Consider the following 12,956-nt stretch of genomic DNA (forward strand, 5'->3'; position numbering starts at 1 on the left):
CACCGCGAAAAGGCCATGACCTGGAAGATGACGACGGCCGACCCGCCAGGCAAGCGCCTGCGCGGCCAGGACTTCGCCACCAGTTCCGGCGGAACGGGCTTCGTCATCAACCCGCATACCGATGCGCCGAAGGAGTCCTGGGAACTGCTCTCCTTCATGACCAGTCAGGAGCAGTTGCCCGCGTTCCAAGAGATCCAGCCGGCGATCCGGATCCGTGACGACGTCGCAATCCCGAACTCGCCGTTCTTGACGGAAACGGCAAAAACGCTGCTGCCGATTACGACGGCGCGTCCCAACGACGCCAGTTACAATAAGGTATCCACTGAGATCCAGCGCATGACGGAAAGCGTCGTCTCCGGCGAAATGTCGCCTGAAGACGCGATGGCCCAGTACAAGGCCGCCATTGTCGCCATCGTCGGCGAAGAAAACACCGTCAGCCGTCTCTGACCGGTCGGGACTGGACCTGGCCGGGATCACGGCCGGTCCAATCAAACGGACGCCGCAAACCGTCATCGGGTTTTCAAGAATGAAGAAGTTCTCCCTGCTTTCCACGCGCGCGGGCGCAGTTTTTCTGGCGCCCGCAGCCGCACTGGTCGGCATCTTCGTCATCATCCCCTTTTTCTGGGTAATCTTTGTTTCCTTCACGAACCAAACGCTGCTCGGACGAACGGCGCTCGAACCGGATTTCGTCGGTTTGCAGAACTACGTCGCGCTTTTTAATCCGGCGACCTTCTTCACACGCGGCCAGTTCGGCTTTTCATTGGTCCTGACGATTCAGTTCGTGTTGCTGTCGGCACTCGTCGGCCAGGCGCTGCTCGGCCTCGTGCTTGCCTGGCTCAGCCAGGCCGTCTCACCGTCCCTCAAAACCTTTCTGCAGACGACCGTGATTGCTGCCTGGATCCTTCCGGAAGTGGTGATCGGTTTTGCTTGGTTTGCCTTCCTCGACTATGACAATGGCACGCTGAACATGATCATGCGCAGTCTCGGCCTGCCGCCAGGAGACTGGCTGCTGCAGCAGCCATTCCGGGTGATCGTTTTCTTCAACACATGGCGCGGCGCCGCCTTCTCGATGATGCTTTTCAACTCGGCTTTCCAATCGATCCCGCCAAGCTATTTCCAGGCCGCCGATGTCGCCGGCGCAAGCTCTTGGCAGAAGCTGCGCGATATCGCCCTGCCGCTGATCCGCGGTCATATTGTTACCGACCTCATCCTGATTACCATGTGGACCTTCAACGTCTTCACGCCCTTCCTGCTGACAAACGGGGGGCCATCCTACCGCACCGAAATTCTTTCCATCTATACCTACCGGATCGCCTTCAAGGATTTCGAATTCGGCAAGGGTGCCGCCGTAGGCGTCGTCATCATGCTCATCAATCTGGTATTCGCGCTCGCTTACCTGCGTATCGCTCGCATAAAGACGGCGGAGGCAGAGTGATGCAGATATCGCGCGCAGTCTATGTGCAGCGCTTGGGCTTTTCGGCTGTTGCCGCGCTGCTCGGGGCCATTTTCGCGCTACCACTCGTCTGGTTCGCCTTTGCGCCGTTCAACGCGCGCGCCGAGCTCGGCCTTGCCATCCCTAAGCCGTTCACGCTGGCGAATTTTGCAACCGTCTTCCAAAACAGCTTCGCCATGCAGGCGCTGTTCAACAGTCTCGTCCAGGCCCTCGGCGGTGTCGTCTTCGTCGGCACTGCCGCAACCCTCGCAGCCTACGCGCTGTCCCGCTCCTCGGTCCCGGGCAAGGGTGCGGTCACATATATCCTGCTGCTCTTTTCTTCCGTGGTGTCCGGTTCGGCGGCAATGGTGCCGATCTTCCTGATCATATCAGCGGCGGGTCTCATCGACACGCATCTTGCTGTTATCCTTGTCTTTGCGGGCGGACTGCTGCCGACGGCGATGTTCATCCTGCGTGATTTCATCGACGCAATCCCACGCTCTTACGAAGAGAGCGCCATGGGCGCTGGCGCATCGCCGCTTCAGGCGTTCTTCGACGTGGCGTTGCCAGTGATCCGGCCCGGTATTGTCGTGGTCGTCGTCTGGGCCTTCGTGAATATCTGGGGCAGTTTTCTCATCCCCTTCATCCTGCTGCGCAGCGACAATCTGATGCCCGCCTCCGTGGCAATCTACTCGTTTTATTCCGAAGCCGGCACGCCCATTGTCACATTGCTTGCCGCCTATTCTCTTCTCTATTCGCTGCCGGTCATCGTGCTCTACCTCTTCGTAAACTGGAAGTTCGGCTTCCGGTTCTTCGGTGGCATCAAGTCGTAATCGAAAGATCAGTCTCATGGCCTCTGTCGAATTCCAGAACGTCTCTAAGAGCTTCGGTGCCTTCAACGCCGTGCCCGACATCAGCTTTTCGATCGCCGACGGCGAATTCGTCTGCCTGCTCGGGCCCTCAGGCTGCGGCAAGACCACCAGCTTGCGCATGATCGCCGGCCTGGAAACGCCTACCTCAGGCAAGGTGCTGATCGCCGGCAAGGACGTCACCTTTCTTCATCCAAAGGACCGGAAGATTTCGATGGTCTTCCAGGACTATGCGCTTTATCCGCACATGAACCTTGCCGACAACATCGCCTATCCCTTGAAGGTCCGCGGCGAGGCGGAGGACAAGCGTCATGCACGGGCCAAGGAAGTCGCCGACGTGCTTAAGATCGGCGATCTCCTAAAGCGCTTGCCGAGCCAGATTTCCGGCGGGCAACAGCAGCGCCCCTCGCTTGCCCGCGCCCTTGTCTATCCAAGCCAGGTCTATCTTTTCGACGAGCCGCTCTCGAACCTCGACGCCAAGCTTCGCCTCGAGGCCCGCGGCTTCCTCAATCATCTTCAGCGCGACATGGGTATGACAGCCGTCTACGTCACCCACGATCAGGCCGAGGCCATGGCGCTTGCGACCCGCATCGCGGTCATGGACAAGGGGCGTGTCGTGCAATTTGCTCCGCCGATCGAAATTTACCGCCGCCCGGCAACCACTTTTGTCGCGAATTTCGTCGGCAATCCGCCAATGAACCTCGTTCCAGTCGAAGCCATGGTCGCAGAAGACAGGCTGCAGCTTCGAGCCGAAGGGCTGACACTTGAGGGCCTTGCGATTTCCGCGGCCGTCGCACGTGCGGCAGACGCAAAAACAATGACGCTGGGCATCCGCCCCGAGCATCTGCGCATCGCACGCGCGGGTGATGCGAACGTCATTTCCGGCATGCTCTTTGCGAATGAAAACATGGGGCCGGAAAGCCTGGTGACGATGGAGCGACAGGACTCAGGACGCGTGACGGCCCGTAGCTTCACCGACGACGACATCAAGGGCGACACCCGCGTGGCGCTTTCCTTCGATAAAGCGCATGTGACACTTTTCGACGCCACCGGCGCACGCATTCCCGTCATTGGCGAGTAGGCAGGCATCGAATGCGCGAAATCGCCATCCATGTCTCTCGCGCTGATCAGGTTGACAACCCCTATTTCTGCGTGGCCTTCGAGGTTCCCGTCGGGACCACGCGGATCGACGTAGCAATGCGCTATGCCAGGACCGAGAATTGCATTGTCGACCTCGGCCTGCTTGATCCGCGCGCCACCGACTATCCATCCACCGCCGGCTTCAGAGGCTGGAGCGGCGGAGCGCGCGATCGCTTCTTCGTTGCGACGGACGATGCCACGCCCGGCTATCTCCACGGCGATCTACCAGCGGGCCGCTGGAAGGTGATACTCGGCCTTTACAAGGTGCCGGCGGAAGGGACCGCTGTCTTCCTCACGATTGATTACGACAGGGCGAAGCGCAAACTGGAGCCGCCTCCATCCCGCACGTTCCCAGTGCGCAAGGGTGCCGGCTGGCATCGAGGCGACCTTCATTGCCATACCTACCATTCCGATGCCGCCGGCTCCCCGGAACTGCTGCATGAAGCAGCAAAACAGGCCGGTCTCGATTTTCTCGCGATCGCCGACCACAACACAATCGCCCAGCGGCGCTATTTTCATCCGAACTCCTCAACCGACCTCGTTTTCGTTCGCGCCATGGAAGTGACGACCGGCGCCGGCCACGCCAATGTCTTCGGCGTCGACGACTGGATCGATTTCCGCATGACGAAGCCAGGGGACGCTCATACACTTGCACGTTTGGTGCATGAGCGCGGAGGCCTTCTGTCCATCAACCATGACAAGCCGACGATCCCTTGGGACTACGAGCTTCCGAAGACCGACTGCATGGAGGTCTGGCAATCCACCTGGATGGCCTGGAACTGGATATCGCTCGAACGCTATCAGCGGCGCCTTTCTTCCGGCCTGAAGATTTCTGCCATCGGCGGCAGCGATTTCCACCAGCCCGCACGCCTGATGCCGGAGGGTCCGCTTGCACTTGCCCGTCCGACGACCGTGCTTTGGCTCGAAGAACTCTCCGAAGAGGCAATCCTTGCCGCCATGAAGGCAGGCCGCGGCTACGTTACCGAGAGTCCTTCCGGGCCCCACCTGGCTCTTACCGTCAACGGTAAGCCGATGGGCGAAACAGTGTCCGGTCCGGTTTTTGCCGAAGCCGAAGTGGGTGGAGCAAAAGGTGATCGCCTCCTGTTTCTGGACGCCACCGGCGTGCTTGTCGACCAGCCGATTGAGGACGATGCGTGGACGGGCCGCTTTTCCGGTGAGCCGAAGACCTTTCTGCGCGCCGAAGTCATCGCCGGGGAGAGCCGCGCGCGGCTTTTATCGGAATTCACAGCGGCGATATCCGGCACGAGCCTGCCATGGCAGCTTCGCGGTTCCGATATCCACGGCCAGCCGATCCGCCGCGCGCTCAGCAATCCCGTCTATATAGAAGCCTAATTTGGCGCCATACGTCAGGACAGGACCAACGAACTACCGTGCACCGCGCACCAAATCGCTCAAACTTTGTGCATTGCAGAACCTGCCCAAAAATTCGCTTGACGCGTCGGCTAATTTGGTCTGGATTGAACCAATAATCAATTGGTACGGACCATTTGCCAATGGACGAAGCCGCCGGAAACTCAAACCTTGCACTGGACAAGCTCCGGACGCTGCTGCGTTCGGACGGACTGGATGCGGATGGCAAGCTGCCGACGGAGCGTGCGCTTTCGCAAAGATTTGGCGTTAGCCGCCGGGCCGTGCGCCGTGCACTGGAGGTCCTGGAAGCCGAGGGGCTGATCTGGCGGCGTCAGGGTTCGGGCACCTTTGCAGGGCGACGACCCGATGGCTGGAGCGAGCATGTCGGTTCGATCGTCGCCGGGACCGACCTGATGGAAGTCATGGAAGTGCGTTTGCGCGTTGAGCCGCAGCTGGCCCAGCTTGCCGCCATGCGCGCCAAGGCCGCCGATATCGAGCGCATGTATGAGCTCGTCAAGAAGATCCACGACAGCACCGATGCCGACGGCCGCGAACTCTGGGACGGCGCACTGCACCGGCAGATCGCACAGTGCGCCGGCAACCAACTTTTCCTGGCGATCTTTGATGTCATCAACAGGGTGCGTCAGGACGAGGCCTGGCAGACGATCCGCGAGCGCGCCCGCAGCGTCAGCAAGACGCGCACGGTCACTTACGGCCAGCATACCGCAATCGTCGAGGCGATTGCTGCCCGCGACCCTGCCAAGGCGGGCGAAGCCATGCGCCAACATCTCTTGACGCTCCAGGAAAGCCTGATCCGCATTACCTCGCTAGACCACCACGAACCGAAGACCAAACAAGAACTCGCCTAAGCGAGCCCGACGCTGAAGGGCATGCACTGCCCCTCAATAAGCAAAGAACGACAGAGGAGAATGCCATGACGATCGCCAGATTCGTGACGACCCTTCTTTCGGGCGCGCTGATTGCGCTGCCCACTTTCGCTGCCGAACTAAAAATCGGTCTGCAGGATGATGCCGACGTGCTTGACCCGGCGCAGTCACGCACCTTCGTGGGCCGCATCGTCTACACGGCAATGTGCGACAAGCTGGTCGATGTTACACCCGACCTGAAAATCGTGCCGCAGCTTGCGACCGACTGGACGTGGTCTGGCGACGGTAAGCTGCTGACCATGAAGCTGCGCGAGGGTGTAAAATTCCATGACGACACGCCGCTTGATGCCGAAGCAGTCGTCGCCACGATTGAGCGCAACATGACGTTGCCTGAATCGCGCCGCAAGAGCGAGCTCGCCTCTGTAGAAAAAGTCGAAGCAGTCACACCCTATGAAGTGAAATTCACGCTGAAGAGCCCGGACGTCACCTTGCTTGCCCAGCTTTCAGATAGAGCCGGCATGATTGTCTCGCCAAAGGCGGCAAAGGAGCTCGGCGCGAATTTCGGCAGTCGGCCGGTCTGTGCCGGACCCTTCAAGTTCGTCGAACGCGTGCAGCAGGACCGCATCGTGCTCGAGAAGTTCAAGGATTACTGGAACAAGGACAATGTCTTCATCGACAAGGTCACCTATCTGCCGATCCCTGATACGACCGTGCGCCTTGCCAACCTTCGTTCTGGCGATCTCGACATGATCGAGCGACTGGCCGCCACTGACGCAGCTTCGGTCAAGGAGGATGCGAGCCTGACCTACGCGGACGTGGTCAATATCGGCTACATGGCGCTCTATGCGAACATCGCCAACGGCCCGCGCGCCGACAATCCGTTCGGCAAGGACAAGCGACTGCGGCAGGCCTTTTCGCTTGCGATCGACCGCGAGGCGCTGAACCAGATCGTCTACGAAGGCACTGCCGTGGGCGGCAATCAGCCGTTCCCGCCCAATAGCCCGTGGTTCGACAAGGACATTCCAGTGCCTGTCCGCGATCTCGACAAGGCAAAAGCGCTCCTGAAGGAAGCCGGCTTCGATCGTGTGCCCGTAGAAATGCAGATCCCAAACAACCCGGTCGCGGCGCAGATGATGCAGATCGTCCAGTCGATGGTCGCCGAGGCAGGGTTCGACGTCAGTCTGAAATCGACGGAGTTTGCGACCCTTCTGTCTGAGCAGACGGCGGGCAACTACCAGCTCAGCCGTTCCGACTGGTCCGGCCGCGTCGATCCCGACGGTAACATCCATCAGTTCATCACCTGCAAGGGCGGAATCAACGATACCAAATATTGCAACCCTGACGTCGACAAGCTGCTGAATGAGGCCCGGGCCTCGACCGACAATGCCGTGCGCAAGCAGAAATATGACGCCGCCGCAGGAATTCTCAACGAGGACCTGCCGATCATCTATCTCGGCCACCAGTCCTGGATCTGGGCGCTGCATAAAAACATTACCGGCTTCGTCCCCTCGCCGGACGGCATGATCCGCCTTGCCGGCGTGAAGAAAGCCGGCTGATCCAAACAGACCCACATGGCGGACCAGTATCCGCCATGCTCCCGGTGCCGTGTCAGGAGCTGCTCATGTACACCTACATTGCCAAGCGGCTTCTGGTCGCTATTCCGACGCTGCTGATCATCTCGATCTTCGTCTTCTCGCTGCAGAAGCTTTTGCCGGGCGACCCCATTCTCGCCATGGCAGGCGAGGAGCGGGATCCGCAGGTGATCGAATACCTGCGCGAAAAATACCGGCTGAACGAGCCAGTACCCTATCAGTACGTCTCATGGCTCGGCTCGGTTCTGAAGGGCGACCTTGGCATATCGCTGCGTACCAACCAGCCGGTTGTTGAACTTGTGGCGGAAAAGCTGCCGGTGACCATCCAGCTGGCGATCATGTCGATGATCTTCGCATTCGCCATCGGCGTGCCAATGGGGATTTTAGCAGCGGTCAAGAAGAATACGGGCTTCGACTACCTCGCAAATCTCATTGCACTTTCAGGTCTCTCGGTCCCGAATTTCTGGCTCGGCATCATGCTGATCCTGCTGGTCTCGGTGAAGCTCGGCTGGCTTCCCGCTTCCGGTTACGAACCCTTCTTCAGCAACCCGCTACGCTCGATTGAAACGATGTTGATGCCATCCTTTGTGCTTGGCAACGCACTGGCCGCCACGCTGATGCGTCACACCCGCTCCGCGATGTTGAACGTACTCAGCGCCGATTACGTCCGCACCGCCCGGGCCAAGGGACTTTCCGAGCGCGCCGTCGTGCTTGAACACAGCTTTCGCAACGCCGTCCTGCCGATCGTCACGCTGAGTGCACTGCTCTTCGGCGAATTGCTTGCAGGTGCGGTATTGACCGAACAGATCTTCACCATTCCAGGCTTTGGCAAACTCATCGTCGATGCCGTCTTCAACCGCGACTATGCGGTCGTCCAAGGTGTGGTGCTTTGCACGGCAATCGGCTTCATTCTGATGAACCTGTTAGCTGACATCGTCTATGTCCTTCTCAATCCGCGAATGAGGGCAGCCCTATGACCGCTCTCGACCAGATCGCCATTGCAACTGATCAGCGCTCACCAAGCCGGGCCTGGCGCAAGCTGAAGGCCAACAAAGGGGCGATCGCAGGACTCGGGATCATCGCCTTCTTCGCCATTGTCGCAACAGCAGCGCCGCTATTGCCGATCCCCGACCCCAACGCGACGAGCTGGTCTGCAATCCGCAAGGCGCCGTCAGCAGCCCACTGGCTCGGAACCGATGACATTGGCCGTGATATTCTCTCCCGCATGGTCTGGGGCGCACAGGCCTCGCTGATGGCGGGTGTCTTTTCGGTGGCGATTGCGGTTGTGATCGGCGTTCCGTTCGGCCTCATCTCCGGCTATTTCGGCGGGTGGACGGACCAGATCATCTCCCGCGTCACCGAAGCCTTCCTCGCCATGCCGTTTCTAATCACCGCGATCGCACTTGCGGCGTTCCTAGGCCCAAGCCTGACGAATGCGATGATCGCCATTGGTCTTTCGGCCATGCCGATTTTCGTCCGGCTGACCCGCGGCCAGGTGCTCGCCGTCAAGACGGAGGAATATGTTGAGGGCGCACGTTCCATCGGGCTTCGACACTTTAGCATCATCAGTCGCTATATCCTGCCGAATGTCTTTGCGCCGATTCTCGTGCAGGCGACACTGACGATTGCGACAGCGATCATCGCCGAAGCGAGCCTTTCCTTTTTGGGCCTCGGTCAGCAGCCGCCTGCCCCCAGCTGGGGCTCGATGCTCAACGTTGCCAAGAATTTCCTCTCCCAAGCGCCGTGGATGGCGATGTGGCCGGGTGCGGCAATCTTCCTCGTCGTGATTGGCTTTAACCTTCTCGGCGACGGGCTGCGCGATGCGCTCGACCCGCGCGAAGCATGAAAGGATTCTAAAATGACCGCGTTCACCACCCGCCCAGAGATTTTGGGCACCTTCGGCGTCGTCACGTCAACCCATTGGATCGCCTCCGCCGTTGGAATGAGCATGCTCGAAAAAGGCGGAAACGCGTTTGATGCAGCGGTCGCTACCGGCTTCGTGCTGCAGGTCCTCGAGCCGCATCTTTGCGGGCCGGGCGGCGACATGCCTGCGATCTTCTATTCAAAGAAGAAGGACAAGGTCGAAGTCATCTGTGCGCAGGGGCCGGCTCCAGCCGGCGCCACAATCGAGCACTATACGTCTGAAGGTCTGAGCCTAATCCCAGGCAACGGACTGCTTGCCAGCGTCATTCCCGGCTCTTTCGATGGGTGGATGCTGATGCTTCGAGACTATGGGCGCCTGACCCTCCGCGACATCCTTGAACCGGCAATTCATTATGCCGAGCACGGTCACCCTGTCCTTGAGCGCGTGTCTGCCACAATCTCCGGCCTTGCATCTTTCTTCGAGAAGGAGTGGCCGACCTCGCATGAGACCTGGCTGCCCGGCGGCTCGGTCCCGGCGCCGCACTCGAACTTCAAGAACCCGGTGCTTGCCAAAACCTGGAAGCGCGTCATCGCGGAGGCCGAAGCAAAAAAAGGCCGCGAGGCACAAGTCGAAGCTGCGCGCGATGCGTTCTATCGCGGTTTCGTTGCCGAAGCGATTGACAGATATGCCGGCTCGACGGAGGTGATGGATGCAAGCGGAAGTCGGCACAAGGGCGTCATCAGCGCGAACGACATGGCAAAATGGTCTGCTACGATCGAAGAGCCGCTTATCTATCAGTATCACGACTGGACGGTCGCAAAGATCGGCCCATGGGGCCAAGGCCCGGTGTTTTTGCAGGCGCTCTCGCTTCTGAAGGAGATCGACATCGCCGGAATGGACCCGGCGGGCGCCGAATTCGTCCATACGCTCACCGAGGCGATGAAACTCGCCTTTGCCGACCGTGAAATCTATTATGGCGACCCGAAATTCGCGGAAGTCCCGATCGAGCATCTGCTCTCCGATGCCTATGCGAACGCGCGCCGGAAGCTGATAACCTCCGAGGCATCGCTTGAATTGCGTCCCGGACGCATTCCCGGCTTCGAAGCTCAATACGAACTCACCATGGACATGCTTAACGTCGCCTCAAAGACAGGCGCCGTCTACGAGCCGACCATGGCGCATCTTTCCGAAAAGCGCGGCGACACCGTCCACATCGACGTGATCGACCGCGAGGGCAACATGGTTTCCGTCACGCCGTCAGGCGGTTGGCTGCAGTCCTCACCGATCGTGCCGGGCCTCGGCTTCTGCCTGAATTCGCGTGCGCAGATGTTCTGGCTGAAGCCCGGCCTGCCGACGTCGCTTGCGCCAGGCAAGCGTCCACGCACCACGCTGACGCCATCCTTAGCTCTCTACGAAGGCCGGCCCACACTCGCCTTCGGCACGCCCGGCGGCGACCAGCAAGAGCAATGGCAGCTCTCCTTCTTCATGCGCTATGTGCATCACACGATGAACCTGCAGGCCGCAATCGATCAGCCTCTCTTCCACACGTCGCATTTCCCGAGCTCTTTTTATCCACGTACCCGCGAGCCGGGCAGCCTGATGGCGGAGGCTAATTTCGGCACCGAGGTTCTCGATGCGCTGCGGCGGAAGGGCCACAATCTGACGGTCGCCGACCCATGGACCGTCGGCCGCCTCACCGCTGCGCGCCGCGATGCCGATGGCCTGATGCGGGCAGCCGCAACACCGCGCCTGATGCAGGCCTATGCTGTCGGGAGATAAGCCATGACCTGGTCGATCGTTGCCCGCGACCCTGAAGCCGGCCACTTGGGCATCGCCGTTGCCAGCCGCTTCTTCGCCGTGGGCAGCCTCGTCCCGCATATTCGCGGCCGCATCGGCGCGGTTGCGACGCAGGCTTTCGTCAGCCCGCTTTACGGCATCGACGGGCTCGCCGCGCTTGCGTCGGGACAGGCTCCAGCGGATATCCTGCGTGAACTGACCGCCCGCGACGAAGGCCGCGATCAGCGGCAGTTCCACTTGATCGACGCCACGGGCCGGAATGCAGCTTTTACGGGCGCACGATGTATCGACTGGGCAGGCCATCTTATTGGGGACGGCATATCCGTCGCCGGAAATATGCTGGGCGGACCGCAGGTGCTCGAAAAGACGCTCGCCGTCTATCGCAAGACTTCCCGGCTGCCGCTTGCCGAGCGGTTGCTCGAAGCCATGCAGGCCGGCGAAGATGCAGGCGGAGACAAGCGCGGCAGGCAATCGGCGTCGCTGCTCGTTTATCGCGATCAGGATTACGCCTGGCTCAATATCCGCGTCGACGACCATGCCGATCCGCTTGGCGAACTTCGCCGCCTCTATGCCGTCGCCCAGGAGCGCTATCTGCATGTCGCCGACACGATGGCGACGCGCCAAAACCCAAGCGGATTGATCGACCGCCGCGTGATCGACGAAAAGATCGCCACCCTTGAAGCCGCACGTACAGCCGAAGGCCGCCCTTCGGCCTCCTTTGCAACGCCGCTCAAGCGTTGAAACGCAAATGATAAAGCAGGGAACCGAAATGGGTGAAGCCGCAAAATCCGTGCTCTCGGTCAAAGACCTGACGACGTCGTTCCTCGTCGATGGCCAGTGGAAGCCGGTGGTCCGCAACATCGCCTTCGATGTGATGCCAGGTGAAACGGTGGCCATCGTAGGCGAAAGCGGCTCCGGCAAGAGCGTCACCTCGCTCTCGCTCATGCGACTGCTGGCCAGGAACCAGAGCCGCATCGACGGCAAGATCGTCCTGAACGGCAAGGATATCCTTGCACTTTCCGACAAGGAGATGCGGCGTGTGCGCGGCAATGACGCCGCGATGATCTTCCAGGAGCCGATGACGAGTCTCAATCCGATTTTCACGATCGGCCGGCAGATCTCCGAAGCACTCACGTGTCACGGCGACACGACCCGGTCCGAGGCGCGCGATGAAACGATCCGTCTTCTGGAAAAGGTCCGTATCCCGAATGCTTCCTCGCGTTTCGATGAATATCCTCACCAGTTTTCCGGCGGCATGCGCCAACGGGTGATGATCGCAATGGCGCTTGCCTCCAAGCCGAAACTTTTGATTGCCGACGAGCCGACGACGGCGCTCGACGTGACGATCCAAGGCCAGATTCTCGACCTCATCAAGATGCTGCAGGAGGAGGAAGGCATGGCCGTTCTCTTCATCACCCATGACATGGGCGTCGTCGCCGAAATTTCGGACCGGACAATCGTGATGTATCGCGGCGAGGCCGTCGAGACCGGCCCGACCAGTGATATCTTCCTCCGCGGCAAGCACCCTTATACGCGCGCGCTGCTTTCCGCCGTGCCGCGACTCGGTTCAATGGCCGGACAAAAATGGCCGCTCCGGTTTCCTGTTGTCGATACCGCGACTGGCGAGCGGAGCGAGCCGGTAGCGGTGGCAGATACGGTTGTCAGCAAGACGCCGGTCCTCGAGGTCAAGAACCTCACCACCCGCTTTGCTGTCCGCGGCGGGCTTTTCGGCGTAAAAACCGGCGCCATCCATGCAGTCGAGAATGTCTCCTTCGATCTCTTTCAGGGCGAGACCTTGTCGCTTGTCGGCGAATCCGGTTGTGGCAAATCGACCACAGGCCGCTCCATCACCCGCCTCGTCGAACCGAACGCGGGAAAGGTCATCCTTGACGGCTATGATGTGACAACCCTTGATCCATCGAACCTGCGCCGCATGCGGCGCAGCATCCAGATGATCTTTCAGGATCCGTTCGCCAGCCTCAATCCGCGGATGACTGTGGGGGC

11 protein-coding genes and 1 pseudogene are annotated in these 12,956 nt (G+C 60.2%); all 12 read left to right on the top strand.

The window, feature by feature from the left end:
* A pseudogene (locus C9413_RS16665) lies at positions 1-447 on the top strand (ABC transporter substrate-binding protein); the annotation flags it as partial.
* A 79-nt stretch (positions 448-526) separates the two neighbouring features.
* Positions 527-1,435 (top strand): sugar ABC transporter permease, encoded by a 909-nt coding sequence (locus tag C9413_RS16670; RefSeq protein WP_040115572.1) that lies wholly within the window; start codon positions 527-529, stop codon positions 1,433-1,435.
* Positions 1,435-2,265 carry a carbohydrate ABC transporter permease gene (locus tag C9413_RS16675; RefSeq protein ID WP_170250653.1) on the top strand — a complete coding sequence of 277 codons (831 nt, stop codon included), beginning with the start codon at positions 1,435-1,437 and terminating at the stop codon, positions 2,263-2,265. Before C9413_RS16670 ends, C9413_RS16675 begins: the two co-directional genes overlap by 1 nt.
* Before the next feature lie 16 nt (positions 2,266-2,281).
* Complete coding sequence (locus tag C9413_RS16680; RefSeq protein WP_170250654.1) at positions 2,282-3,382, top strand: ABC transporter ATP-binding protein; 1,101 nt, start codon at positions 2,282-2,284, stop codon at positions 3,380-3,382.
* An 11-nt stretch (positions 3,383-3,393) separates the two neighbouring features.
* Complete coding sequence (locus C9413_RS16685) at positions 3,394-4,794, top strand: CehA/McbA family metallohydrolase (protein WP_040115575.1); 1,401 nt, start codon at positions 3,394-3,396, stop codon at positions 4,792-4,794.
* A gap of 155 nt (positions 4,795-4,949) precedes the next feature.
* A complete protein-coding gene (locus tag C9413_RS16690; protein WP_040115576.1) occupies positions 4,950-5,681 on the top strand; it encodes a FadR/GntR family transcriptional regulator in 732 nt (243 codons plus the stop codon).
* A 65-nt stretch (positions 5,682-5,746) separates the two neighbouring features.
* Positions 5,747-7,255 (top strand): ABC transporter substrate-binding protein, encoded by a 1,509-nt coding sequence (locus C9413_RS16695; RefSeq protein ID WP_040115577.1) that lies wholly within the window; start codon positions 5,747-5,749, stop codon positions 7,253-7,255.
* Positions 7,256-7,320: 65 nt separating this feature from the next.
* Positions 7,321-8,268, top strand: a complete 948-nt coding sequence (locus tag C9413_RS16700) for an ABC transporter permease (RefSeq protein WP_040115578.1) — start codon at positions 7,321-7,323, stop codon at positions 8,266-8,268.
* On the top strand, positions 8,265-9,137 hold the full coding sequence (locus C9413_RS16705; RefSeq protein WP_040115579.1) for an ABC transporter permease: 873 nt from the start codon (positions 8,265-8,267) through the stop codon (positions 9,135-9,137). The genes C9413_RS16700 and C9413_RS16705 overlap by 4 nt, the downstream gene beginning before the upstream one ends.
* 12 nt (positions 9,138-9,149) lie before the next feature.
* Positions 9,150-10,934, top strand: a complete 1,785-nt coding sequence (locus C9413_RS16710) for a gamma-glutamyltransferase family protein (protein ID WP_040115580.1) — start codon at positions 9,150-9,152, stop codon at positions 10,932-10,934.
* A gap of 3 nt (positions 10,935-10,937) precedes the next feature.
* Positions 10,938-11,693 (top strand): DUF1028 domain-containing protein, encoded by a 756-nt coding sequence (locus C9413_RS16715; RefSeq protein ID WP_040115581.1) that lies wholly within the window; start codon positions 10,938-10,940, stop codon positions 11,691-11,693.
* A gap of 28 nt (positions 11,694-11,721) precedes the next feature.
* A partial coding sequence (locus tag C9413_RS16720) for an ABC transporter ATP-binding protein (RefSeq protein ID WP_170250655.1) occupies positions 11,722-12,956 on the top strand: 1,235 nt, incomplete at its 3' end.

The organism is Rhizobium sp. SEMIA 4085 (assembly GCF_013004495.1).
In the GTDB taxonomy this organism is placed as follows: Bacteria; Pseudomonadota; Alphaproteobacteria; order Rhizobiales; family Rhizobiaceae; genus Rhizobium; species Rhizobium gallicum.

Bases quoted from the DNA above. Each gene is read 5' to 3' on its own strand.
- C9413_RS16705 (WP_040115579.1), top strand. From the start codon at position 8,265: ATGACCGCTCTCGACCAGATCGCCATTGCAACTGATCAGCGCTCACCA.
- C9413_RS16700 (WP_040115578.1), top strand. From the start codon at position 7,321: ATGTACACCTACATTGCCAAGCGGCTTCTGGTCGCTATTCCGACGCTG.
- C9413_RS16670 (WP_040115572.1), top strand. From the start codon at position 527: ATGAAGAAGTTCTCCCTGCTTTCCACGCGCGCGGGCGCAGTTTTTCTG.
- C9413_RS16685 (WP_040115575.1), top strand. From the start codon at position 3,394: ATGCGCGAAATCGCCATCCATGTCTCTCGCGCTGATCAGGTTGACAAC.
- C9413_RS16675 (WP_170250653.1), top strand. From the start codon at position 1,435: ATGCAGATATCGCGCGCAGTCTATGTGCAGCGCTTGGGCTTTTCGGCT.
- C9413_RS16680 (WP_170250654.1), top strand. From the start codon at position 2,282: ATGGCCTCTGTCGAATTCCAGAACGTCTCTAAGAGCTTCGGTGCCTTC.
- C9413_RS16695 (WP_040115577.1), top strand. From the start codon at position 5,747: ATGACGATCGCCAGATTCGTGACGACCCTTCTTTCGGGCGCGCTGATT.
- C9413_RS16710 (WP_040115580.1), top strand. From the start codon at position 9,150: ATGACCGCGTTCACCACCCGCCCAGAGATTTTGGGCACCTTCGGCGTC.
- C9413_RS16715 (WP_040115581.1), top strand. From the start codon at position 10,938: ATGACCTGGTCGATCGTTGCCCGCGACCCTGAAGCCGGCCACTTGGGC.